27 protein-coding genes are annotated in these 23310 nt (G+C 72.1%); 13 read left to right on the top strand and 14 right to left on the bottom strand.

What is annotated here, in order from left to right:
* On the top strand, positions 1-978 hold the full coding sequence (locus HGB54_RS07300; RefSeq protein WP_168915849.1) for an NAD-dependent epimerase/dehydratase family protein: 978 nt from the start codon (positions 1-3) through the stop codon (positions 976-978).
* Positions 979-991: 13 nt separating this feature from the next.
* Here the strand turns inward: HGB54_RS07300 and HGB54_RS07305 are convergent, their stop codons facing one another.
* Positions 992-1588 carry a hypothetical protein gene (locus HGB54_RS07305; protein ID WP_168915850.1) on the bottom strand — a complete coding sequence of 199 codons (597 nt, stop codon included), beginning with the start codon at positions 1586-1588 and terminating at the stop codon, positions 992-994.
* Positions 1588-2196 (bottom strand): RNA polymerase sigma factor, encoded by a 609-nt coding sequence (locus HGB54_RS07310; protein WP_228545728.1) that lies wholly within the window; start codon positions 2194-2196, stop codon positions 1588-1590. The genes HGB54_RS07305 and HGB54_RS07310 overlap by 1 nt, the downstream gene beginning before the upstream one ends.
* A gap of 85 nt (positions 2197-2281) precedes the next feature.
* Here HGB54_RS07310 and HGB54_RS07315 point away from each other — a divergent pair, with 85 nt between their 5' ends.
* The 4 genes from HGB54_RS07315 (at position 2282) to HGB54_RS07330 (ending at position 5527) form a co-directional block, all read left to right on the top strand.
* Positions 2282-2647 (top strand): YchJ family protein, encoded by a 366-nt coding sequence (locus tag HGB54_RS07315; protein WP_168915852.1) that lies wholly within the window; start codon positions 2282-2284, stop codon positions 2645-2647.
* Between the two features lie 57 nt (positions 2648-2704).
* Complete coding sequence (locus HGB54_RS07320; RefSeq protein WP_168915853.1) at positions 2705-3382, top strand: response regulator transcription factor; 678 nt, start codon at positions 2705-2707, stop codon at positions 3380-3382.
* 64 nt (positions 3383-3446) lie between these two features.
* Positions 3447-4748 carry a sensor histidine kinase gene (locus HGB54_RS07325; protein ID WP_168915854.1) on the top strand — a complete coding sequence of 434 codons (1302 nt, stop codon included), beginning with the start codon at positions 3447-3449 and terminating at the stop codon, positions 4746-4748.
* 56 nt (positions 4749-4804) lie between these two features.
* Positions 4805-5527: a hypothetical protein gene (locus tag HGB54_RS07330; RefSeq protein WP_168915855.1), complete on the top strand. Its 723-nt coding sequence runs from the start codon at positions 4805-4807 to the stop codon at positions 5525-5527.
* Positions 5528-5555: 28 nt separating this feature from the next.
* Here the strand turns inward: HGB54_RS07330 and HGB54_RS07335 are convergent, their stop codons facing one another.
* Positions 5556-6728, bottom strand: a complete 1173-nt coding sequence (locus HGB54_RS07335; RefSeq protein WP_168915856.1) for a trans-sulfuration enzyme family protein — start codon at positions 6726-6728, stop codon at positions 5556-5558.
* Between the two features lie 95 nt (positions 6729-6823).
* On the opposite strand from HGB54_RS07335, the gene HGB54_RS07340 reads away from it, so the two are divergent.
* Positions 6824-7333, top strand: a complete 510-nt coding sequence (locus tag HGB54_RS07340; protein WP_168915857.1) for an Lrp/AsnC family transcriptional regulator — start codon at positions 6824-6826, stop codon at positions 7331-7333.
* Here the strand turns inward: HGB54_RS07340 and HGB54_RS07345 are convergent.
* Positions 7330-7542 carry a hypervirulence associated TUDOR domain-containing protein gene (locus tag HGB54_RS07345; RefSeq protein ID WP_168915858.1) on the bottom strand — a complete coding sequence of 71 codons (213 nt, stop codon included), beginning with the start codon at positions 7540-7542 and terminating at the stop codon, positions 7330-7332. The two genes, HGB54_RS07340 and HGB54_RS07345, sit on opposite strands and share 4 nt — an antisense overlap.
* Positions 7543-7665: 123 nt before the next feature.
* Between HGB54_RS07345 and HGB54_RS07350 the strand changes: the two genes are divergently transcribed.
* Positions 7666-7995, top strand: coding sequence for a DUF3140 domain-containing protein (locus tag HGB54_RS07350; RefSeq protein ID WP_168915859.1), 330 nt, complete (start codon positions 7666-7668; stop codon positions 7993-7995).
* 36 nt (positions 7996-8031) lie between these two features.
* On the opposite strand, the gene trpD is transcribed toward HGB54_RS07350, so the two are convergent.
* Entirely contained in the window at positions 8032-9087 is a 1056-nt protein-coding gene (gene trpD, locus HGB54_RS07355) for an anthranilate phosphoribosyltransferase (RefSeq protein WP_168915860.1), read from the bottom strand.
* A gap of 78 nt (positions 9088-9165) precedes the next feature.
* Here trpD and ctaE point away from each other — a divergent pair, with 78 nt between their 5' ends.
* The 5 genes from ctaE (at position 9166) to HGB54_RS07380 (ending at position 14134) form a co-directional block, all read left to right on the top strand.
* Positions 9166-9795 carry an aa3-type cytochrome oxidase subunit III gene (ctaE, locus tag HGB54_RS07360; protein ID WP_168915861.1) on the top strand — a complete coding sequence of 210 codons (630 nt, stop codon included), beginning with the start codon at positions 9166-9168 and terminating at the stop codon, positions 9793-9795.
* Positions 9796-9820: 25 nt separating this feature from the next.
* Complete coding sequence (qcrC, locus tag HGB54_RS07365; protein WP_168915862.1) at positions 9821-10636, top strand: cytochrome bc1 complex diheme cytochrome c subunit; 816 nt, start codon at positions 9821-9823, stop codon at positions 10634-10636.
* 32 nt (positions 10637-10668) lie between these two features.
* Positions 10669-11748: a cytochrome bc1 complex Rieske iron-sulfur subunit gene (gene qcrA, locus HGB54_RS07370; RefSeq protein WP_168915863.1), complete on the top strand. Its 1080-nt coding sequence runs from the start codon at positions 10669-10671 to the stop codon at positions 11746-11748.
* A 50-nt stretch (positions 11749-11798) separates the two neighbouring features.
* Positions 11799-13361, top strand: coding sequence for a cytochrome bc1 complex cytochrome b subunit (gene qcrB / locus HGB54_RS07375; protein WP_168916881.1), 1563 nt, complete (start codon positions 11799-11801; stop codon positions 13359-13361).
* Between the two features lie 110 nt (positions 13362-13471).
* Positions 13472-14134, top strand: coding sequence for an HAD family hydrolase (locus HGB54_RS07380; RefSeq protein ID WP_168915864.1), 663 nt, complete (start codon positions 13472-13474; stop codon positions 14132-14134).
* A gap of 45 nt (positions 14135-14179) precedes the next feature.
* On the opposite strand, the gene HGB54_RS07385 is transcribed toward HGB54_RS07380, so the two are convergent.
* The 6 genes from HGB54_RS07385 to HGB54_RS07410 form a co-directional block, all read right to left on the bottom strand.
* Positions 14180-14608 carry a GNAT family N-acetyltransferase gene (locus HGB54_RS07385; protein ID WP_168915865.1) on the bottom strand — a complete coding sequence of 143 codons (429 nt, stop codon included), beginning with the start codon at positions 14606-14608 and terminating at the stop codon, positions 14180-14182.
* On the bottom strand, positions 14608-15024 hold the full coding sequence (locus HGB54_RS07390) for a cytochrome c oxidase subunit 4 (RefSeq protein WP_168915866.1): 417 nt from the start codon (positions 15022-15024) through the stop codon (positions 14608-14610). Before HGB54_RS07390 ends, HGB54_RS07385 begins: the two co-directional genes overlap by 1 nt.
* A gap of 8 nt (positions 15025-15032) precedes the next feature.
* Positions 15033-16766: an aa3-type cytochrome oxidase subunit I gene (gene ctaD, locus HGB54_RS07395; protein WP_168915867.1), complete on the bottom strand. Its 1734-nt coding sequence runs from the start codon at positions 16764-16766 to the stop codon at positions 15033-15035.
* Positions 16767-16773: 7 nt separating this feature from the next.
* Complete coding sequence (ctaC, locus tag HGB54_RS07400; RefSeq protein ID WP_456085601.1) at positions 16774-17631, bottom strand: aa3-type cytochrome oxidase subunit II; 858 nt, start codon at positions 17629-17631, stop codon at positions 16774-16776.
* Positions 17632-17861: 230 nt separating this feature from the next.
* Positions 17862-18209 (bottom strand): HesB/IscA family protein, encoded by a 348-nt coding sequence (locus HGB54_RS07405; RefSeq protein WP_168915869.1) that lies wholly within the window; start codon positions 18207-18209, stop codon positions 17862-17864.
* Between the two features lie 81 nt (positions 18210-18290).
* Positions 18291-19739: a dipeptidase gene (locus tag HGB54_RS07410; RefSeq protein WP_168915870.1), complete on the bottom strand. Its 1449-nt coding sequence runs from the start codon at positions 19737-19739 to the stop codon at positions 18291-18293.
* Between the two features lie 43 nt (positions 19740-19782).
* Here HGB54_RS07410 and HGB54_RS07415 point away from each other — a divergent pair, with 43 nt between their 5' ends.
* Positions 19783-20376, top strand: a complete 594-nt coding sequence (locus tag HGB54_RS07415; RefSeq protein ID WP_228545729.1) for a DUF3043 domain-containing protein — start codon at positions 19783-19785, stop codon at positions 20374-20376.
* Between the two features lie 51 nt (positions 20377-20427).
* Here the strand turns inward: HGB54_RS07415 and HGB54_RS07420 are convergent, their stop codons facing one another.
* From HGB54_RS07420 to hisD, 3 genes are read right to left on the bottom strand one after another with little or no spacing between them, the layout of a single operon-like run.
* Positions 20428-21474, bottom strand: a complete 1047-nt coding sequence (locus tag HGB54_RS07420; RefSeq protein ID WP_168915872.1) for a quinone-dependent dihydroorotate dehydrogenase — start codon at positions 21472-21474, stop codon at positions 20428-20430.
* Positions 21475-21479: 5 nt separating this feature from the next.
* Entirely contained in the window at positions 21480-21947 is a 468-nt protein-coding gene (gene nrdR, locus HGB54_RS07425; protein ID WP_168915873.1) for a transcriptional regulator NrdR, read from the bottom strand.
* An 11-nt stretch (positions 21948-21958) separates the two neighbouring features.
* Entirely contained in the window at positions 21959-23308 is a 1350-nt protein-coding gene (gene hisD, locus HGB54_RS07430) for a histidinol dehydrogenase (protein WP_168915874.1), read from the bottom strand.
* Positions 23309-23310: the final 2 nt, after the last annotated feature.

A 23310-nucleotide genomic window follows, 5' to 3' on the forward strand; every position in this document is an offset into this window, starting at 1 on the left:
GTGGCGCGCGTCCTCGTCCTCGGCGGCACGGCCTGGCTCGGCCGGCTCATCGCGGCGAGCCTCGTCGCCCGCGGCGACGACGTCACGTGCCTCGCGCGCGGAGCATCCGGGGATGCGTCCGCCGGCGCCGCGCTCATCACCCGCGACCGGCGCGAGCCCGGGGCGTACGACGTGGTGGGCGGCTCGCACTGGGACGCCGTGATCGAGCTCGCCTCCGAGCCGTCGCTCGTCACGGGAGCGCTGGAGGCGCTGGCCCCGGCGGCCGAGCACTGGACGCTCGTCTCCTCCGTCTCGGTGTACGCCGCGAACGACGAGCCCGGCGCCGACGAGACGGCGGCCCTCGTCGAGCCCACCGACCTCACCGACTACGCGCACGCGAAGGTCGCGGCCGAGCAGGCGACGGCCGACCGGGTCGGCGACCGGCTGCTGATCGCGCGGCCCGGCCTCATCGTCGGCCCGGGCGACGGCAGCGACCGCTTCGGCTACTGGGCGGGCCGCTTCGCGCTCGCGGGCGCGGAGCCCGTGCTCGTGCCGGGACGCGCGCGGCAGACGGCGCAGGTCATCGACGCCCGCGACCTCGCCGACTGGATCGCCGACGCCGCCCGCTCGCGCGTGACCGGCGTCGTCAACGCCGTCGGCGACCCGCTGCCGCTCGAGGAGATGCTCGCGCTCGCCGCCGACGTCGCCGGCGCGACGGCCCCGCTCGTCAGCGCCGACGACGAGGCGCTCGTCGCGCACGGCGTCGCCCCATGGGCGGGCCCGCGCTCGCTGCCGCTCTGGTTGCCCGCGGGGTACGAGGGCTTCGCGCGCCGCTCGGGCGAGCGGTACCGCGCGGCGGGCGGGCGCACCCGGCCGCTGCGCAGCACCCTCGTCGACGTGCTCGCCGACGAGCGCGCGCGGGGGCTCGACCGCCCTCGCCGCGCGGGGCTCACCCGCGCCGAGGAGCTCGAGGTCATCGCGGCGCTCGCCGACGGGTGACGTCGCAGTGCGCTCAGCCGGCGAAGGCCTCCTCGTACAGCGCGCGCAGCTCGGGGCTCTCCGGCCCCGTCAACCCGCACGACGCCGCTGCGCCATCGGTGACGGCGACGAGGTAGTCGCCGCCGGCGACGAACTCGCCCGTCGAGTACTCGAGATTCGGATCGGTGCCCTGCGCGACGATGACCTCGTCGGTCACCTCCCCGCGGAAGCGCTCGGTCACCGCCAGCGCGACCTCGTCGCCGTCGACGCTCGTGACGGTCGCCGCGAAGGCGACCTCGTTCATCGCGAGCCCCTCGGCGGTGAGCACGGCGCAGGACGTGGCGGGGCCGACGGCCTCCGGCGCGACGAACCGCGTCGGCGAGGCGCCGCCGCCCGTGCCGATGACGACGGCGGCGGCGATCGCCGCGGCGGCGCCGGTCAGCGCGACCGGCAGGATCCACCGGGGCCGTCGGGCGTCCCCCTCGGTGCCGGCGGGGGCGGGGGTGCGGATGCTGCTGCTCATGATCGTCTCCGTGATCTGCTCGAGCCGCCGGGCGGCGGCAGGGTCGGCCTCGGCAGCCGGATCCGCGCGGCGCAGTCGGCGCCGCAGCACCTCGTCCTCGTCGCCCATCACCGGCTCCCTCCGTCATCCCCGACATGTCCGGCATCGAGCCCGACCTTTCCGAACCCGGGCTGTTCCGTCCCGATCGGCGCGGCACCGGCCCGCTCGAGCTCGGCCCGCAGCGCCTTCTTCGCCCGGTGCAGCCGGATCGACACGGCGTTCGCGCTGATGCCGAGCACGACCGCGATCCGCCCGGGCGCGAGCTCCTCCCAGGCCCAGAGGCGCAGCACCTCGGCCTCGGCCGGGCGCAGGCGCCGGAGGGCGGCGTGCAGCTCGGCGTCCGCCGCGGCGGCGCCGCCCGTGCGCGCTCTCTCGGCGGCGGAGGGCGCCGGCTGCGGCGGATCGACGACGCGGATGCGCTGCACCAGCCGCTCGCGGCGACGAGCGGCCCGGCGGGCGTTGGCGAGGCAGTTGCTCGCGACGACGTAGACCCAGGGCAGAGCATCCACCGGGATCTCATCGAGCCGCCGCCAGCACACCAGCAGAACCTCGCTCAGCACGTCGTCCGCGGTGTCGGGGTCGGTGCGGCGGCGCAGGTAGCGCTGCAGGGGCTCGCCGCACTCGGCGACGAGCGCGGCGAAACGCGCACGGCGGGCGGAGTCGACGGCGGTCGTCACATGAGGGTCATGTCCGCACCGCGCGCGATCTTTCCGCGGGACGGCCGGCGGCGCTCGCCGCCCCGGCTCCCCTAGCCTGAAGCGCATGCGCTGCCCCTGCCTGAGCGGACTCCCCCTCGCCGAGTGCTGCGCGCCCCTCCACGCCGGCGCCCCCGCGCCCACGGCCGAGCGCCTCATGCGCTCGCGCTTCTCCGCCTTCGCCCTCGGTGACGCCGCGTACCTGCTCGCGAGCCACCACGCCTCGACCCGCCCGGCACCGCTCACGCTCGACGCGGAGCTGCGCTGGTACCGCCTCGACATCCTGCGCACCGAGCGCGGCGGCCCGCTCGACCGTGAGGGGCGCGTCGAGTTCGAGGCCTTCTTCCGCTCCCCCGAGGGCGGCGGCTCGCAGCACGAGACGAGCCGCTTCGTGCGCGAGGGCGGCCACTGGTTCTACGTCGACGGGGTCTAGCGGCACCGGGCGGCGCGCTTCAGCGCCGCTTCAGGCCCCCGCCTCCACACTGTGGGGATGCGCGTGCTCATCGTCGACGACGAGGTCCGGCTCGCCGACGGAATCCGTCGCGGCCTCGAGGCCGAGGGCTTCGCCGTCGACGTCGCCGGCAACGGGGTCGACGGGCTCTGGTACGCGCAGGAGCACCGGTACGACGCCATCCTGCTCGACATCATGATGCCGGGCATGAGCGGGTACCGCGTCTGCCGCACCCTCCGGGAGAGCGGCGACTGGACTCCCGTGCTGATGCTGACGGCGAAGGACGGCGAGTGGGACGAGGTCGAGGGGCTCGATACCGGGGCCGACGACTACGTGGTGAAGCCCGTGCACTTCGCCGTGCTCGTCGCCCGCATCCGCGCGCTCGTGCGGCGCGGCGCGCGCGAGCGGCCCGTCACGATCGAGCTCGGCGACCTGCGGGTCGATCCGGCGGCGCGGACGGTGCATCGCGGCGCCCAGCACATCCCGCTGACCGCCCGCGAGTTCGCCGTGCTCGCGTACCTCGCCCGCCACGCGGGCATCGTCGTCAGCAAGCGCGACGTGATCGACGGCGTGTGGGACGCCGACTTCGAGGGCGACCAGAACATCGTCGAGGTGTACATAGGCCACCTGCGCGCGAAGATCGATCGACCCTTCGGGCGATCGGCCATCACGACCCTGCGCGGAGCGGGCTACCGGTTGGCGCCCGACGGTGGCTGAACCGCGGCCGAGCTCCGCCCGAGCGCAGCGAAGGCCGAGGGGCATGCGCGGGCGGATCACGGCGGTGACCGCGGCCGCCGTCGCGGCGGGCCTCGCGATCATCGGCCTCGCCTTCGTGGGGGTTCTCGGCACCACCCTGACCGCCAGCGAGGCGACCACCGCCGAGCAGCTCGCCGAGCAGCTCGCCGACCGACTCGAGGCGACGGGCGGCACCCGGCTCGACGACGTCGAGGACGGCGTCGCCCAGGTGCAGCGCGACGGCGTCGTGCTCGCCACCTCCGACGACGACGTCGCGCAGCCGCTGCCGCTCGAGGGGCTCGCGCGCACCGACGAGGGCGAGGTCGTCACCTCCAGCACCGACGCCGAGATCGGCGGAGCGGAGCTCGACGTCGTCGTGGCGCGCGATCTCGAGCAGGTCGCGGCGGCGACGACCACGGTCGGTGCCCTGCTCGCCCTGCTGCTGCCCCTCCTCACCGCGGCGATCGCGCTCACGGTGTGGGTCGTCGTCGGCCGAGCGCTCCGGCCCGTCGATCGCATCCGTCGCGACGTCGACGCCATCGGCTCCGCGCAGCTCGACCGGCGCGTCGACGTGCCGCCGACGCGGGACGAGGTCGCGACGCTCGCCCGCACGATGAATCGCATGCTCGACCGGCTCGAGCAGGCGCAGCTCGCGCAGCGGCGGTTCCTCTCCGACGCCTCGCACGAGCTCCGCTCCCCGGTCGCCTCGCTCGCGCAGCACGCGCAGCTCGCGCAGCAGCACCCGGGCGCCACCGACCTGGCGACGCTCGCCGAGGTCGTCGACGCCGAGAGCACCCGCCTCACCGAGCTCGTGGAATCGATGCTCGCCCTGACCCGCGCCGAGGAGGGGGCCCTGCGGCGGGAGGCGGTCGACCTCGACGACCTCGCCCTCGCCGAGGCGGCGCGGCTGCGCGCCGAGACGGGTCTCTCGATCAGCACCGCGGGCGTGTCCGCCGTCCAGCTGATCGCCGACCCCGCCGCCCTGCGGCGCGCCCTGCGCAACCTCGGCGACAACGCGCGTCGGCACGCGGCGACGAGCGTGAGCATCGCGACGTCGCGGGAGGGCGGCACCGCGGTGATCGCCGTCGAGGATGACGGACCGGGCGTGCCCGAGCACGAACGGCAGCGGGTTCTGGAGCGCTTCCACCGTCTCGACGACGCACGGTCGCGCGACGCTGGCGGCTCCGGTCTCGGGCTCGCCATCGTCGCGGGCACGGCCGCCGCGCACGGCGGCGAGGTGCGCATCCTCGCGTCGGCGCTCGGCGGCGCTCGCGCGGAGATCCGGCTGCCTCTGGGCCTCGATGCATCGATCTCCCCCGGCGACGACAGCGGGCCGCGCCCTTCCTGAAATCCGCTTCAGGTCGCTTCAGCGGCGCTTCAGTGCTCGTCTTCCACAGTGGACCCATGACCGACCGCACCGACTCCCCCTCCTCCCCGCCCCCCGCCCCCGCGTCGCCGACTGCACCGGCCTCGACGCCCGCTCCGGAGCGCTCGTCGCGCCGCACCCGCCTCGGGCTCGGCATCGCCGCCGCCGCACTCGGCGTCATCGCTCTCACCGCCGGCGTCACCGCCGTCGCCGTCGACGCCTTCGACGACGACGACGATGACGACCGCTCCTCCCTCGTGGCCGACTCCTCCGGCGACCGGGGTGTCGGCGCGGACGGTAGCGGCGCGTCCGAGCGCGGCGACGACGACGCGAGCACGTCGGCGAGCACGGCGAGCGGCGGCAGCACCGCCGACGTCGAGCAGTTCGAGAGCGCGCGCGACGCCGCCCTCGACGCGGCCGACGGCGAGCAGCTGCTCGAGCTCGAGCGCACGCGCGACGGCTGGAGCGCGGAGGTGCTGCGCGCCGATGGCACGGATGTCGACGTCGCCCTCACCGAGGCGCTCGAGGCCACCGTCGGCACCCCCGACACCGACGACGATCGGCGCGAGCAGGGCTCCTTCGCCGACGACGGCATCGCCCGCGCCATCGAGGCCGCGCTCGCCGAGACCGGCGGCGGCGAGGCGCACGAGATCGCCCTCACCGACGACGACGGCGCCTACGAGATCTCGGTGCGCGGCGAGGTGCGCGCGGAAATCACGCTCGACGCCTCCTACGCCGTCGTCGAGGTCGACCTCGACTGATCCCGCCGCGATCGGATCGAGCGCGCGCTCAGCTCCGGCCGAGCGCGCGCTCGAGGTCCCGCCACAGGTCCTCGACGCCCTCGAGCCCGATCGACAGCCGCAGGATCCCCGCCCCCGGCCGCGCGTCCGGGGCGATCGGCCGGTGCGTGAGCGAGGCGGGATGCTGCACCAGCGAGTCCACGCCCCCGAGCGACACGGCGTGGGTGAACAGCCCGAGCGCCCCGACGACGGCCGAGGCGGCGGGGTACCCGCCCGCGAGGTCGAGGGTCAGCATCGCTCCGGCCCCCCGCATCTGGCGCCCGACGAGACCCGTCGGATCGCCGCCGCCGAGCCCCGGGTAGTGCACCGCTGCGACGGCCTCGTGCTGCGCCAGGCGCTCGGCGAGCATCCCGGCCGTCGCCTGCTGCGCGCGCACCCGCAGCGCGAGCGTCGGCAGCCCGCGGTGCAGCAGGTACGCGCCGAGCGGGTGCAGCAGGGCGCCCGTGATGGCGCGGACCGGCCGCAGCGCCTCGGCCCACTGGGTCGAGCAGGCGATGACGCCGCCCATGGCGTCGCCGTGCCCGCCGAGGTACTTGGTGGCGCTGTGCAGCACGAGGGCGGCACCGAGCGCGGCCGGGTTCTGCAGCACGGGGGTGGCGAAGGTGTTGTCGACGAGCACGGGCGCGTCCCCCGCCGCCGCGACGACGGCCGCGATGTCGACGAGCTCGAGCGTCGGGTTCGCGGGCGTCTCGAGCACGACGAGGCAGGTGTCGGGACGCATCGCGGCGGCGACGCCGGCCGCATCGACGTAGGTGGTCTCGACGCTCAGCAGCCCCGAGGCGAGCAGGTGGTCGGTGCCGCCGTACATCGGCCGCACGGCGACGACGTGGCGCCCCCTCCCCCGGCTCGCGGCGGCGAGCACGGCGGCGGTGAAGGCCGCCATGCCGGTCGAGAACGCGACGGCCTCCTCGGTGCGCTCCAGCACCGCGAGCGCCTCCTCGAACCGCGCGACCGTCGGGTTCCACAGGCGGGCGTAGACCGCTCCGCCCTCGGTGGGCCGGTGGCCGGTCGCGATCGATTCGTAGGATGCCCCGCCGCTCTCGATCCCGGGCAGAGGGTTCGTCGTCGACAGGTCGAGGGGCAGCGCGTGCACGCCCAGCCCGGCGAGGTCCGCCCGTCCGGCGTGCACGGCGAGGGTCTCGAAGGCGGCGTCATCGTCCATCCCGCGAGGCTGGCGCGCCCTGCGGCAAAGCGCAAGATGCTCCGCAGTACGCGCGACATGCTGCATGATCGGCGCGCATCCTGCATGATGGCCCGATGACGGATGCCCCGCCGCCGCAGATCGCGCGCCCCACCCCCCTCGATGCCGTCGACATGGTGCTGCTCGCCGAGCTCGAGTCGAACGCCCGCCTCACGAACGCGGCGCTCGCCGCCCGGGCGGGCATCGCCGAGTCGACCTGCACGCAGCGGCTGCGGGCGCTCCGGGCCGGAGGCGCCATCCGACGCTTCCGCGCCGACGTCGACCCCGCCGCCCTCGGCCTCACCATGCAAGCCGTCATCAAGGTGCGGCTCGCGAGCCACAGCCGCGATCAGGTGCACGCCTTCCGCGAGCTGCTGCCGAGCATCCCGAACGTGCTGACGATCTTCCACCTCGCCGGGGCCGACGATTACCTGCTGCACGTCGCCGTCGACTCGGCCGTCGCGCTGCGCGACCTCGTGCTCGAGCACATCACCGTGCACCCGGGCGTGCGGCACACCGAGACGCAGCTGGTGTTCGAGGTCATCGACGGGGCGGGGCTGCTGCCCCGGCCGCGCGAGCAGCGCTAGGAGCGCCGGCGCAGCGCCTCGGGCTTGTGCACGGCCTCGCCGCCGCTCTTCTCGCTGCGCACGAGGTACTGCGGCTCGTCCTCCGAGGCGCGCACCGTGCGGCCGCCCGCCTCGGTGTCGCTCGTGATCTTCCGCACGACCTCGCCGACGGCCTCGTCGCCGTGCGAATCCCATGCCACCTTGTCGCCCTTACGGAAGCTCGTCGTCATGCGCCGACGGTAACCCGGGCCGCCGAGGGTCGGAAGCGCGCTCTCGGCCGGCGTCCAGCCCCCCGCTGGGAGGCGGCCGGGAGCGGGCTCGACCCCGCCGCGCCGGGCGAGCACCCTGGAGGCATGAGCGACGACGACGACACGACGACCGAGACCGAGTTCCGCGAGGTCGTGACCATGGCCCCCGCCGAGCTCGAGCGCTGGCTCGACACCGAGGAGTCCCGCTCCGTCGGGCAGTCCGACGGCGGCGAGTCGACCGGGCATCGCAGCGGCCGGCGCATCGTCGAGATCCTGCGCACCAAGAAGGCCGACCTCACCGAGGCCGACCGCGCCCACATGCGGAAGGTCGTCGGCTACGTCCGCCGGCACCTCGCCCAGCGCCCCCAGGGCGACGTCAGCGAGACGCGGTGGCGGTACTCGCTCATGAACTGCGGCCACGATCCGCTCGACTGAGCGGCCGCGCGCCGTCGATGACCGGCGAAGGGATGCTCAGCGCTGGGTGGCCGCGGCCCACGCCGCAAGCTTCCCGGCCGCGGCGCCCGAGTCGATCGACTCGGCCGCGACCGCCATCTGCTCGCGCAGGCGCTCGACGAGCGGCCGCGAGACCTGCGCCGGATCCTGCGCGAGCCGCCACGACACCAGCCCCGCCGCCGCGTTGAGCAGCACGATGTCGCGCACGGCGCCGGGCTCCCCCACCAGCACCCGGCGCGCGATCGCGGCGTTGTGCTCCGGCCCCTCGCCGAGGATGTCGGCGATGCTGCTGTAGGCGATGCCGAGATCGCGCGGGTCGATGTCGTGCTCGGTCACGGCGCCGCGCGACACCTCCCACACGTGGCTGTGCCCCGTCGTGGTGAGCTTGTCGATGCCGTCGTCCCCGCGGTAGACGAGCGCCGTCGCCCCGCGCGTGCGGAACACGCCGACGATGAGCGGCACCCGCTCGAGGCTCGCGACACCGACCGCGCTGGCCTCGGGCCGCGCCGGGTTGACGAGCGGGCCGAGCACGTTGAACAGGGTCGAGACGCCGAGCTCGCGCCGCGCCGCGCCGGCATGCCGGAACCCGGGGTGCAGCACGGCCGCGTTGAGGTACGTGAGCCCGACCTCGTCGAAGACGCGTGCCAGCCGATCCGGCTCGAGGTCGAGGGCGATGCCGAGAGCGCCCAGCACGTCGGAGGCGCCCGAGGCGCTGCTCGCTGCGCGGTTGCCGTGCTTGGCCACCGGTACGCCGGCGGCCGCCGCGACGATCGACGCCACCGAGGAGACGTTGACCACGGCGCCGTAGGGGTCGCCGCCGGTTCCGACGATGTCGAGCACCATGGCCGGGATGCCCACCGGCAGCGCGTGCGCGAGAGCAGCATCCCGGAACCCGACGATCTCATCGATCGTCTCGCCCTTGGCCCGCAGCGCCACCAGGAACCCCGCCAGCTGAACCGGTGTCGCCTCCCCCGCCATGACCTGCTCCATGGCCCAGCTGGACTCGGCGATCGACAGATCCTGCCGCTCCAGCAATCGGGTGAGCAGCGCGGGCCAGGTCGGGGTGGCGGACATGTGAGAAGGCTAGCCAATCACCGCGAGAAGGCATGTCGTCGGGCAAGAACTTCCAGGATCATCGGTCATAATGGACGAGTGACCAGCACCTCTCTCTCGAGCTCGCTCAGCGCTCCCACGATCAACCGCCCGAATACCGTCGCGGTCGGCACGATCGTGTGGCTGGGCAGCGAAGTCATGTTCTTCGCCGGCCTCTTCGCGATCTACTTCACCCTGCGATCCACCTCGCCGGAGCTGTGGGAGGCGGGCACGGAGTTGTTCAACGTCCCCTTCGCGGCGGTGAACACCACCATCCTCGTGCTCTCCTCGGTCACCGCCCAGTTCGGCGTGTTCGCCGCCGAGCGCTTGCAGCCGCGGCGCACGGGCTGGAAGCCGACGCAGTGGGGCATGGTCGAGTGGTTCTTCCTGACGTTCGCGATGGGCGCGGTCTTCGTCGTCGGCCAGGTCTACGAATACGCGATCCTCGTCAGTGAATCCGTCACGCTCACCTCGGACGCCTTCGGCTCGTCCTTCTACCTCACCACGGGCTTCCACGGCCTGCATGTGACCGGCGGTCTCATCGCCTTCCTCCTCGTCATCGGCCGCGCGTACGCCGTCAAGGTGTTCACCCACCGCGACGCCATGAGCGCGATCGTCGTGTCGTACTACTGGCACTTCGTCGACGTGGTCTGGATCGGTCTCTTCATCGTCATCTACGTCCTCCAGTAAGCAACGGAAACGAGACGCACTCCCCATGGCACCCTCCTCTTCCTCCTCCTCCGCGGCGGCGCCGACACGACGCACCGGTCGACGGCATCCGCTCGTGGCCGCAGCCCTGCTCGTCATCGGCCTGCTTGCGACCGGCGGCGCCTACGCGGTCGCGACGACGACTGCAACCGCCGAGTCGACCACCGCGAGCACCAAGATGGTCGATGAGGGCGGCAAGCTGTTCGCCGCCAACTGCGCCAGCTGCCACGGTCTGCAGGGCCAGGGCGCCGAGACCGGCCCGAGCCTCGTGGGCGTGGGCGCTCTCGCCGTGGACTTCCAGGTCGGAACCGGCCGCATGCCCATGGCAGCCTCCGGCCCCCAGGCCGAGGTCAAACCCGTCCAGTTCACGCAGGATCAGATCGACGCCATGGGCGCCTGGGTCGCCCAGCTCGGCCCGGGCCCGGCGATCCCCGCCGATGAGTACATCGCCGGCGACGGCGACGCCGCGATCGGCGCGGAGCTCTTCCGCGTCAACTGCGCCATGTGCCACAACGTGGCCGGCGCGGGCGGCGCGCTCACCGAGGGCAAGTACGCCCCCAGCCTCGCCGGGGTCGACCCCGTCCACATCTACGGCGCCATGGTGACCGGTCCGCAGAACATGCCCGTGTTCAGCGACCTGAACCTCACGCCCGAGGAGAAGAACGACATCATCACCTACCTCACCTACCTCGAGGAGAACCCCTCGGTCGGCGGCATCGACCTGGGAAGCCTCGGGCCGGTGTCGGAGGGCCTCTTCATCTGGATCTTCGGTCTCGGCGGCCTCATCGCCGTGACCATCTGGCTGACCGCGAAGTCGAACTGACGACCCGTGGGTCGCACGAGGAAGGAACGATAATGGCGGACCCCCACGACGGCGCTGCGCAGAGCGACGCCGCCGAGACGGCTGTCGAGCGGCGCGAGAGCGCCGCTCCCTCCTCGGGCGTCGCCGTCGCACGGACCGACCGCGTCCCCAACCCCGGCTTCCCGGCGGAGCGCCTCCGGGTCACCGACATGGACCCGGCGAAGGAGAGGCAGGCCGAGCGCACCGTGAGCGGACTCTTCCTGCTCTCGGTCGTCGGCAGCGTGCTCGCGGTCGTCGCGTACATCGCCTTCCCGATCGACGAGGCCGACCCGAGCACCATCCGCCTCAACAACCTCTTCCTGGGTCTCGGCATCACCCTGGGCCTGCTCGGCATCGGCATCGGCGCGGTGCACTGGTCTAAGGCGCTCATGCACGGCCACGAGCTGGTCGAGCAGCGCCACCCGACCCGCGGCGACGACGAGACGCGCGCCAAGGCGCTCGAGATCTTCTCCGAGAGCAACAAGGAGTCGGGCTTCACCCGCCGCAGCCTCGTGCGCAACACCCTCATCGGCGCCATCGTGGCCACGCCCATCCCGGCGGTCGTCCTGTTCCGCGACCTCGCGCCGGCGGAGGACCCGGTCGGCCTGCTGCGCCAGACCATGTGGGAGGCCGGCACGCGGCTTGCGCGCGACCCCTCGGGCACGCCCATCCTCGCCTCCGAGGTCACGATCGGGTCGGCGTTCCATGTCATCCCCGACGGCCTCGCGCAGCTCGAGTCGCACCGCCTGGAGGAGAAGGCCAAGGCCGCCGTCCTCCTCATGCGCCTCCCGATCGACCGCCTCAACGAGACCGAGGATCGCCGCTCCTGGTCCTACGACGGCATCGTCGCCTATTCCAAGATCTGCACGCACGTCGGATGCCCCGTCGCGCTGTACGAGCAGCAGACCCACACTCTGCTGTGCCCCTGCCACCAGTCCGAGTTCGACGTCGCGAACCACGCGGCGGTCATCTTCGGACCGGCGGCCCGTCCTCTTCCCCAGCTCCCGATCAGCGTGGACGACGAGGGTTATCTCATCGCGACGAGCGATTTCACCGAACCTGTGGGTCCGAGCTTCTGGGAGCGTGAACTGTGAGCACCATCACGGAGCCCTCCACCTCCGCCGCCCCCGCGCCCTCGCGCGGCATGCGGTTCACCGGGTGGGCGGCCAACTACATTGACGAGCGCACGAGCGCCTCCACGGCGGTCAAGGCGCTGGGGCGCAAGATCTTCCCCGACCACTGGTCGTTCATGCTCGGCGAGGTGGCGCTGTACAGCTTCGTCGTCATCCTCCTGAGCGGAACCTTCCTGACCTTCTTCTTCGACCCGTCGATGACGGAGGTCGAGTACGAGGGCTCTTACCTGCCGCTCAACGGCATCCCGATGTCGGTGGCGTACCACTCCTCCCTCGATATCTCGTTCGAGATCCGGGGCGGCCTGCTCATGCGCCAGGTGCATCACTGGGCGGCACTGCTGTTCGTGGCCTCGATCGGCCTGCACATGCTGCGCGTCTTCTTCACCGGCGCCTTCCGCAAGCCGCGCGAGCTCAACTGGGTCATCGGCTTCCTGCTGTTCGTGCTCGCCATGGCGCTCGGCTTCACGGGCTACTCGCTCCCCGACGACCTGCTCTCGGGCAACGGCCTGCGCATCATCGACGGCATGATCAAGGCGGTCCCGCTCGCCGGCGCCTGGATCTCCTACCTGCTGTTCGGGAACGAATTTCCGGGCACGGATATCATCCCCCGCCTCTACGTCCTGCATATCCTGCTGCTGCCGGCCATCCTGATCGCCCTCATCGGGGCGCACATGGTGCTGCTCATCGTCAACAAGCACACGCAGTTCGCGGCCCCCGGTCGCACCAACGACAACGTCGTCGGCGCACCCATCATGCCGGTGTTCGCGGCCAAGGCCGGCGGGTTCTTCTTCCTCGTCTTCGGCGTCATCGTGCTCATCGCCTCGCTCTTCACGATCAATCCGATCTGGAACTACGGCCCCTACGACCCGTCCCCGGTGTCGGCGGGCACGCAACCCGACTGGTACATCGGATTCGCCGACGGCGCCCTGCGGCTCATCCCGCCGCACCTCGAGTCGGTCATCCTCGGCTACACGTTCTCGTGGAACATCCTGATCCCGCTCGTCGGGCTCCTGGTCTTCCTCGCGGTCGTCGCCGCCTACCCGTTCCTCGAGGCCTGGGTCACGGGCGACCGTCGCGAGCACCACATCGCCGACCGCCCGCGCAACGCCCCCACCCGCACCGCCATCGGCGCGGCCGGCGTCACGTTCTACGCGGGCCTCTGGGCCGCGGCGAGCTCCGACATCATCGCGACGCACTTCCGGCTCACGATCGAAGGCGTCATCTTCGCTCTGCAGATGGTGACCGTCTTCGGCCCGATCGTCGCCTACTTCGTCACGAAGCGCGTCTGCCTGGCGCTCATGCGCAAGGACCGCGAGATCGCCCTCCACGGCTTCGAGTCCGGTCGCATCGTGCGTCTGCCCGGTGGCGAGTACATCGAGGTGCACGAGCAGCTCGACGACTACGAGCGCTGGAAGCTCGTGAGCTTCGAGGAGTACCAGCCGCTCGTCGTGCGCCCCGACGCCCGTGGCCGCATCACGGCCCGTCAGCGGGTGCGTGCCGGCCTGTCGCGCTGGTTCTTCGAGGACCGCATCGCGCCCGTCACGCAGAACGAGATCGAGTCGCAGAAGCACTGACCCGCTCGGCACTGACCAGCAGCACCTCGACGGCCCCGCTCCTCCTCCGGGAGGGCGGGGCCGTCGTCGTTCCCGTGGCAGCGCGGCGCCGCAGCGCGTAGCGTGAACGCATGAGCCCCGCACCCCTCACCACCGTCCTCCTCGACGTCAACGAGACGCTGACCGACCTGCGCCCCGTCGACGAGTGGATGCGCGGCCACGGCCTGCCCGCCGGCTCGGCGTCGGCCTGGCTCGCGGCCGTGCTGCGCGACGGCTTCGCCGCCTCGCTCGCCGGGCTGCCGGCATCGTTCGGCCCGCTCGGGGCCTCCGCACTGTCGGATCTCGCGGCCGCGCACATCGACGCCGACGCCGGGGAGTCGATGCAGCAGGAGCTGCCCGGGGTGGTGGCGGGTCTGCCCGCCCACGACGACGTCGAGCCGGGCATCCGCAGCATGATCGAGGCCGGCCTCGGCGTCGCGACGCTCACGAACGGCTCCCCCGCGATCGCCGCGGGCCTGCTCGAGCGCCTCGGCCTCGCGGGCGAGGGCATCGGCCTGATCAGCGTCGACGGCACGCGCACGTGGAAGCCGCACGCCGAGGCCTACCTCGGTGCCTGCGACCGGCTCGGCGTCATGCCCGAGCAGACGGCGCTCGTCGCCTGCCACCCCTGGGACATCATCGGCGCGCAGCGCGCCGGCCTGCAGGGCGTGTGGCTGCCGCGCGGCCGCTCGTGGCCGGCCGGGTACCCGGCGCCCGACCGCACGATCGCGCAGCTGTCAGAGGTGACGGGCTGAGGCGTCGGGCCACGTCGGACGACGGGACGGAGTGCGGGCGGAGCGTCAGAAGACGCGACGCATGTACTCCGCGTTCTGGCTGTAGCCGAGGCGGTCGTAGAACCCGCCGGCGCGACGGCTCGCGACGGTGATCTGGCGCACGCCGCGGCGGATGCACTCCGCCTCGACGGCGTGGACGAGCTCGGTGCCGAGATCCTGACCGCGAGCGGAGGCGTCGACCGCGATCTCCTGCAGCTGGGCCGACATGCCGTTGGTCGACAGCAGACGGGCGACTGTCGTCAGGGCGTAGCCCAAAACCGCGCCCTCCGCATCCTCGGCGACGAGCAGGAAGAGGTCGGCGTCCTCGCCCGCCCCGACCGCGGCCGTGAAGCTCGCATCGAAGGCGCCGCGCACGGGCACGAATGCCGCACCCAACTGCTGCACGAGGGCGAAGACGGCGTCCGCATCGGCGGCCCGCGCTGCGCGGACGACCATCAGCGGGCGAAGTTGCCGCGGTAGTACTCGTACGTCCAGCCGACGATCGCGATGAGGGCGAGCGGGATGGCGTAGTACGTGATCCAGATGCCGGTCGCGAGACCGAGGAAGACGAGCGCGGCACCACCGGCGAGGAACACCGGCCACCAACTCCACGGCGAGAAGTAGCCGAGCTCGGCGTCGCCGTCATCGATGTCGGCGTCGAGGCGGTCCTCCGGCAGCGTGCCGCCGATGGATCGGTTGGCGAGCCGCAGGTAGAAGGCGATGAACAGCGACAGCACGGCGCTGAGGCCGATGCCGAGCGTGCCCACCCACTCCACCTGACCGGTGTCGATGATCGCCCAGGTGACGTAGACCGCGGCCAGCGCGACGAAGAAGACCGCGAGGACCCAGAACAGGTTGATGTTGGTCTTCATGGGTCAGCTCACTTCACCTTCTCGTCGCCGAGGTCGTACGTGGGGGCGTCCGGGGCGTCCTTCGCCGGCCCGATGCCGACGGGGATGCCGGCCTCCGGGTGGTTGAGGTCGAACGCGGGCGACTCCGAGCGGATGCGCGGGATCGAGGTGAAGTTGTGGCGCGGCGGCGGGCACGAGGTGGCCCACTCGAGCGAGCGGCCGTAGCCCCACGGGTCATTCACGGTCACCTTGGGTGCACGGCGCGCGGTGATGTAGACGTTCAGGAGGAACGGGATCATCGAAGCCGCGAGCAGGAACGCCCCGAAGGTCGACAGCTGGTTCATCCAGGTGAAGCCGTCCTCGACCGCGTAGGTCGCGTAGCGACGGGGCATCCCCACGACGCCCAGCCAGTGCTGGATGAGGAACGTCGTGTGGAAGCCCACGAACAGCGTCCAGAAGTGGATCTGACCGAGGCGCTCGTTGAGCATCTTGCCCGTCCACTTCGGCCACCAGAAGTAGAAGCCCGCGAACATCGCGAACACGACCGTGCCGAAGACGACGTAGTGGAAGTGCGCGACGACGAAGTAGGAGTCGGAGACCGCGAAGTCGAGCGGCGGCGAGGCGAGGATGACGCCGGTGAGGCCGCCGAAGACGAAGGTGATGAGGAAGCCGATCGACCACATCATGGGTGTCTCGAAGGTGACCGAACCGCGCCACATCGTGCCGACCCAGTTGAAGATCTTCACGCCCGTCGGCACCGCGATGAGCATCGTCATGAGCGAGAAGAAGGGCAGAAGCACCGAGCCGGTGACGTACATGTGGTGCGCCCACACGGTCATCGAGAGGGCGGCGATCGCGATGGTCGCGTAGACGAGCGTCTTGTAGCCGAAGATCGGCTTGCGGCTGAACACCGGGAGGATCTCGGAGACGATGCCGAAGAACGGCAGCGCGATGATGTACACCTCGGGGTGCCCGAAGAACCAGAACAGGTGCTGCCAGAGGATCGCGCCGCCGTTGGCCGGGTCGAAGAAGTGCGAGCCGAACACGCGGTCGGAGCCGAGTGCGAAGAGCGCGGCGGCGAGCACGGGGAAGGCCATGAGCACGAGCAGCGAGGTGACGAGGGTGTTCCACGTGAAGATCGGCATGCGCCACATCGTCATCCCGGGAGCGCGCATGCAGATGATCGTCGTGATGAAGTTCACGGCGCCGAGGATGGTGCCGAATCCGCTCATGATGAGACCGAAGACCCAGAGGTTGCCGCCGAGCCCTGGTGAGAAGGTCTGACTGGACAGCGGGGCGTAGGCGAACCAGCCGAACGAGGCCGCGCCCTGCGGGGTGAAGAAGCCGGCGACGGCGATGAGCGAGCCGAAGGAGTAGAGCCAGTACGCGAAGGCGTTGAGGCGCGGGAACGCGACGTCGGGGGCGCCGATCTGCAGCGGCATGAGCACGTTGGCGAAGCCGGCGAAGAGCGGCGTCGCGAACATCAGCAGCATGATCGTGCCGTGCATCGTGAAGAGCTGGTTGTACTGCTCCTTCGTGGCCACGATCTCGAGGCCCGGCGCGAAGAGCTGCGCGCGGATGACGAGCGCCATGACGCCGCCGACGAGGAAGTAGATGAAGGAGGTGATCAGGTACATGTACCCGATGGTCTTGTGGTCGGTGGAGGTGATCCAGCCGACGAAGACGTTGCCCTTCCTCTCGACACCCGGGCGGCTGTAGCCCGGCTCGGTGCCGACGGTAGGACGCGGTGCGGTCGTCGTCATGTGCCGACTACTCCTCTTCGCTGGCGCCGGTGGTGCCCGGCAGGTTCTGGTTAGTGTTGAACTCTACGCCGAGTCGGCCCTCGTTGCCCGCGTCGCGCAGCGAGGCGGTGTAGGCCTCGTACTCCTCGACGGAGACGACCTCGACGTTGAACAGCATGAGCGAGTGGTACTCGCCGCAGAGCTCGGCGCACTTGCCCTGGTACGAGCCCTCCTTCTCAGGGATGAAGTACCAGTAGTTGGACTTCGCGGGGACCATGTCCTTCTTGTAGAGGAAGTCCACGATCCAGAAGGAGTGCAGCACGTCGCGCGACTCGATCTTGATCTCGACCTTCTGGCCGACCGGCAGGTACAGGGTCGGCAGCGAGTCGAAAGTGATCCCGTTCTCGCCCTCCTGCGCCTGGATGCCCTGGTAGTAGACGTCGTCGGTCAGGTAGTTGAAGTCCCAGGCCCAGCGCTTGCCGTAGACCTCGATCTGCACGTCGGGGTCGGCGAGGGGCTCCTCGATCGCGGCCTGGTCGCGCGCGGTGAAGGCGAAGAAGCCGATCACGAGGATGAGCGGGATCACCGTGTAGAGGATCTCGATCGGCATGTTGTAGCGCAGCTGCACCGGCAGGCCCGTCTGGCCCTTGCGGCGGCGGTAGACGATGGCGGCCCAGATGATGAGGCCCCACGTGATGGCGCCCACGACGAGGAGCACGATCCACGAGGTGGTCCAGAGGCCGATGACGCGGTCCACCTGGTTCGTCGTCCCGGGCTCCGTCGGCAGCCAGCCCAGCGTCTGCTGGGGGGTGCACGCGGCGAGAACGAGGGTGGTCACGATGGCGAGGGGGATCGCCGCCATGCGGAGTCGACGGTTGGAGCGCACCGGGGGCCTCTCGGAGGGAAGACGGATTGTGGAACGGGCTTCAGTCTACGTCACCCGCATCCCCCGGCCTTCCCGGCGACGCTCCGAAACAGGCGTGAGAATCGGCATGCGAACGGGGTGCTCGGGCCCGCGAACGGCGACGGCGCGGGCATCCACCGCTCGATGGATGCCCGCGCCGGTCGCACGGTTCGCGGGCGATTCGCAGGCCGGGGCCCGCGTCGCGCCGCCGCCTAGTGGAAGCTGTCGCCGCAGGCGCAGGACCCGCCGGCGTTGGGGTTGTCGATCGTGAAGCCCTGCTTCTGGATGGTGTCCTCGAAGTCGATCGAGGCGCCGTCGAGGTAGGGCACGCTCATCTTGTCGACGACGACCTCGACACCGTCGAAGTCGCGCGCGATGTCGCCGTCGAGCATGCGCTCGTCGAAGTACAGCTGGTAGATCAGGCCCGAGCAGCCGCCGGGCTGCACGGCGAGGCGCAGACGCAGGTCGTCGCGGCCCTCCTGCTCGAGCAGGCTCTTGACCTTCGACGCGGCCGCGTCGGTCAGGGCGACGCCGTGGGTGGAGATGGCGGTGTCGGTCATGGGTTCGCTCCTCGGTGCGTAGGCGGTCGGGGGCCAGTGTACGTCGGCACCCTGTCAGGGTGAACAGCCGACGGGGGCGTTTTATTCGGCGTCGCGGGATGCGCTGCCGGCGTCGACCGCACCGCCGAGGCGGGCCAGCAGCACGGCCTCGGTGAGCACGGCCCGGTGCAGTACGCCCAGGTGCAGCGACTCGTTCGGGCTGTGGGCCCGCGTGTCGGGATCCTCCACGCCCGTGACGAGCACGTGCGCCTCGGGGAAGGTGTCGTTGAGCTGCGCGATGAAGGGGATCGATCCGCCCACGCCGACGAGCCGGGGCTCCTCCCCCCATGCCTCGTGCATGGCGGTGAGCGCCTCGTCGACGGCCCAGCCGCTCGTGTCCACGAGGAAGGGGTTGCCGCAGTCGATGCTCGAGAACTCGAGGTGCGCGCCGAAGGGCACGTGCGCCTCGAGGTGGGCGCGGATGGCCTCGAAGGCCTCGCGGGCGTCCTGCCCGGGGGCGACTCGAGCGCTGATCTTCACCGAGACCTTCGGCAGGAGGGTGTTGGACGCGTTCTTCACGCTCGGGGCGTCGATGCCGGTGACCGTGATCGCGGGCTGCGCCCAGAGCCGGTGCAGGATCTCGCCGCGGCCGATCGAGCGCACGCCCTCGAGCAGGGCGGCCTCCTCGCGCAGACGCTGCTCGTCGAAGGCGGGGACGGACTGCTCGTGGGCGCGCATCCCCTCGACGGCGACCGCGCCGTCGTCGTCGTGCAGCGTCGCGAGCAGGCGCACGGCGGCGAGCATCGCGTCGGGGGCCGCACCGCCGAACATGCCGGAGTGCGAGGCGTGGCCGAGCGTCGAGACGGTGAGGGTGAAGGCGGCGTTGCCGCGCAGGCCGACGGTGAGCGAGGGGGTCGTGACGTTCCAGTTGTCGGAGTCGGCGACGACGATGACGTCGGCGGCGAGCAGGTCGCGGTGCTTTGCCAGCAGAGCGCCGAAGGAGCGCGAGCCGAACTCCTCCTCCCCCTCGATGAAGACGGCGATGCCGAGCTCGGGGTCGCCCGAGGTCTCGACGAGCGCGCGGATGGCGGCGACGTGCGCGATGACGCCCGCCTTGTCGTCGGCCGCGCCTCGGCCGTAGAGCCTGTCGCCGATCACGGTCGGCTCGTAGGGCGGGGTCTGCCAGTCGGCCTCGTCGCCGGGGGGCTGCACGTCGTGGTGCGCGTAGAGCAGGATGGTCGGCTTGCCGCCGCGGGCCGCGCGGCGCGCGAAGACGGCGGGCTGGCCGAGCACGCCCTCGGTGCCGGGGATCTCGACGCGGTCGACCACGACGGTGTCGAAGACCTCGAGCTCGGTGAGCAGGCGGGCGACCTCGGCCGCCGAAGCCTCGACGTGCGCGGGGTCGAAGCCGTCCCACGAGACCGAGGGGATGCGGACAAGCGTCGACAGATCGGCGATCGCCGCCGGCAGTCCGTCGCGCACGGCGTCGCGCAGGCGGTCGAGGAGATCGGCGGGGGTTGCGGGCCTCGTGGGCCGGGCGTCGAGCGTCATGGCGGTAATCTATAGCTCACGCCCACCGGAAGGATGTGCCGCCGTGGCCGCCCGAGACAACGCCAAGTCCGCCCCCCGCGCCGCCGAGAAGGCCGGCGCCGACGCCATCGCGCACGCCGAGGCGATCGCCGCCGGCAAGGGCCGGCCGACGCCCAGCCGCAAGGAGCGCGAGGCTGCCCGCAAGCGGCCGCTCGTGCCGAACGACCGCAAGGAGGCGGCGAAGGCGCACCGGGCGAAGATGAACGAGGCCCGCGAGCGCGCCCGCCTCGGCATGGCCGCCGGTGAGGAGCGCTACCTGCCGCAGCGCGACCGCGGGCCGCAGAAGAAGTTCGTGCGCGACTACGTCGACGCGCGCTGGAGCCTCGGCGAGTTCATGATCCCGGTGATGTTCGTCGTCATCATCATCACCTTCATCCCGACCCTCGACGTCTACGCGGTGCTCGCCCTGTGGGCCTTCTTCCTCGTCGCCATCATCGACTCCACCGTGCTCGGCTGGCTCGTGACCCGCGCGCTCGCCCGCAAGTACGGCAAGGACCGCGTCGAGAAGGTGCGCTTCTACGCGGCGATGCGCTCGCTGCAGCTGCGCGTGCTGCGCCTGCCGAAGCCGCAGGTCAAGCGCGGCGAGTTTCCCGCCTGAGCCGCGGCGCTCCCCCGTCGACGAGCCCTCGGCTCGGACCCGGGTGGACGCTCAGACGCGGGCGGAGACCGTGCGTCGCGCCAGCCCGCGGTTGATCGCGCGCGCCCAGCCCGGCCCGCGATAGAGGAACGCCGTGTACCCCTGGACGAGCGTCGCGCCGGCCTCGAGCCGCTCGGCGACGTCCTCGGCGGTGTCCACTCCCCCGACGGCGATGACGCAGTAGTCGGCGGGCACCGCGGCGCGCACGATGCGCAGCACCTCGAGGGCGCGGGCCCGCAGCGGCGCGCCGCTCAGTCCGCCCGCCCCGGCGGCATCCACCACCGAGGCATCGGTGCGCAGCCCCTCGCGGGCGATCGTCGTGTTCGTCGCGATGACGCCGCGCAGGCCCTTCGCGACGGCGAGGCGCGCGACGCCCTCGACGGCCTCGTCATCGAGATCGGGGGCGATCTTCACGAGCACCGGGGTCGCGCCGGCCTCCTCGAGCACGGCGTCGAGCAGCGGGCCGAGCATCGCCTCGTCCTGCAGGCCGCGCAGGCCGGGGGTGTTCGGCGAGGAGACGTTGACGGCGAGGTAGTCGGCGACGGGGGCGAGCAGCCGGGCCGACTCGCGGTAGTCGGCGATGGCGTCCTCCACGGCGACGACGCGGCTCTTGCCGATGTTCGCACCGATGATCGCTCGGGGCCGGCGGACGGACTCGCGGCGTACGCGCTCGGCGGCCCGGGCGGCCCCCTCGTTGTTGAAGCCCATGCGGTTGATGACGGCGCGGTCGTCGATCAGGCGGAAGAGCCGCGGCCGCGGATTGCCCTCCTGCGGCACCGCCGTCACGGTGCCGATCTCGACATGACCGAAGCCGAGGGCCCAGAGCCCGCGGATGCTCTCGGCGTTCTTGTCGAAGCCGGCGGCGACGCCGAACGGCGACTCGAAGCGCAGGCCGAGCGTCTCGACCGCGAGGGACGGGTCGGGCCGGGTGGCGCGGCGCACGAGACCGGTCAGGCCGAGGCGCGGGATGGCGCGGATGACCGCGACGGCGACGTGGTGCGCGCGCTCCGGGTCCATGCGGGCGAAGACCTGGCGGAACAGCAGGTCGTACGCGCTCACGTTGCTCAGCCCTTCTCGGGTCGCGCGGCGTCCTCGACGCGCAGCTGGGCGATCGCGGCCTCGAAGTCCTCGAGGTTCTCGAAGGCCTGGTAGACGCTCGCGAATCGGAGGAACGCGACCTCGTCGAGCTCGCGCAGCTCGGGCAGGATGGCGAGCCCGATGTCGTTGGCCTCGAGCTGCGAGGCGCCGGTCGCCCGCAGCGACTCCTCGACCTTCTGCGCGAGCAGGGCGAGGTCGCCGTCGGTGACGGGGCGGCCCTGGCAGGCTTTGCGCACGCCGGCCACGATCTTCTCGCGCGAGAACGGGACGACCGAGCCGTTGCGCTTGATGACCGAGAGGCTCGCGGTCTCGGTCGTCGAGAAGCGGCGACCGCATTCGGGGCACTGACGGCGTCGGCGGATGCTCAGCCCGTCATCGCTCGTGCGCGAGTCGATGACGCGGCTGTCGGAGTACCGGCAGAAGGGGCAGTGCATGGTTCCCGAGCCTAGCCGTCGGCGCCGGATCCGGCGGCCGGGCCGCCGTCCGCCGCCGGGTCGAACCGCACCTGCACCGCGCGGCCGTGCGCGGGCAGCTGCTCGGCCCCGCTCAGCGCCGAGACCTGATCGGCGACGACGGAGAGCGCGGCGCGGTCGTACTCGACGATCTGCTGCGGGCGCAGGAAGGTGTAGGCCCCGAGCCCCGAGGAGTAGCGCGCGGCGCCGCCCGTCGGCAGCACGTGGTTGGAGCCGGCGATGTAGTCGCCGAGGCTGACCGGGGTGTGATCGCCGACGAAGATGGCGCCGGCGTTCTCGAGGGCCGGCAGCAGCGCCTCCGGGTCGGCGACCTGCACCTCGAGGTGCTCGGGCGCGTAGGCGTTGCTGAAGGCGACCGCCTGCGCGAGGTCGTCGACGAGCACGATCGCCGACTGCGGGCCGGCGAAGCTCGTGGTGATGCGCTCGCGGTGGTGCGCCGCGGCGACCGCGGCGGGCAGCAGCCGCTCGACAGCGCGCGCGAGCTCGAGGTCGTCGGTGACGAGCACGCTGCCGGCGAGCTCGTCGTGCTCGGCCTGGCTCACGAGGTCGGCGACGACGTAGGCCGGATTCGCCGTGCGGTCGGCGATGACGAGGATCTCGGTCGGGCCGGCCTCGGAGTCGATGCCGACGACGCCGTTCACGGCGCGCTTCGCCGTCGCGACGAAGAGGTTGCCGGGACCGGTGATGACCTGCACGGGCTCGAGGCCGAGGTCGGGCACGCCGTGGGCGAGGGCGCCGATCGCGCCGGCGCCGCCCATGGCGTAGACCTCGTCGACGCCGAGCAGGTGGGCGGCCGCGAGGATCGTGGGGTGCACCGAGCCGCCGAAGGCCTCCTGGGCCGGGCTCGCGAGGGCGATCGAGCGCACGCCCGCGACCTGCGCCGCGACGACGTTCATGACGACGCTCGACGGGTAGACGGCCTTGCCGCCGGGCACGTAGAGGCCGACGCGGGCGACGGGAACCCAGCGCTGCACGATGCGCGCTCCCGGCGCCACCTCGGTGGTCACGGGCGGGGGCACCTGGCCGGCCGTGCCGCGCCGCACCCGGGTGATGGCCTCGTCGAGGGCATCCCGCACCGCCGGATCGAGCTGGGCGGCGGCGGCGGCGAGCGCCTCGGCCGGCACGCGCAGGTGCGGGGGCCGCACGCGATCGAAGCGCTCGGCCTGCTCGAGCAGGGCCGCGGAGCCGCGCTCGCGCACATCCGCGATGAGGGCGTCGACGACGGCGACCGCCGAGCCGACGTCGCTCGCGGAGCGCGGGACGAGGGCGAGCAGGTCGGCGGTCGAGAGGCTGCGACCGCGCAGATCGAGGGTCTGGATCATGG

The organism is Microcella flavibacter, from assembly GCF_012530535.1.
GTDB lineage: Bacteria > Actinomycetota > Actinomycetes > Actinomycetales > Microbacteriaceae > Microcella > Microcella flavibacter.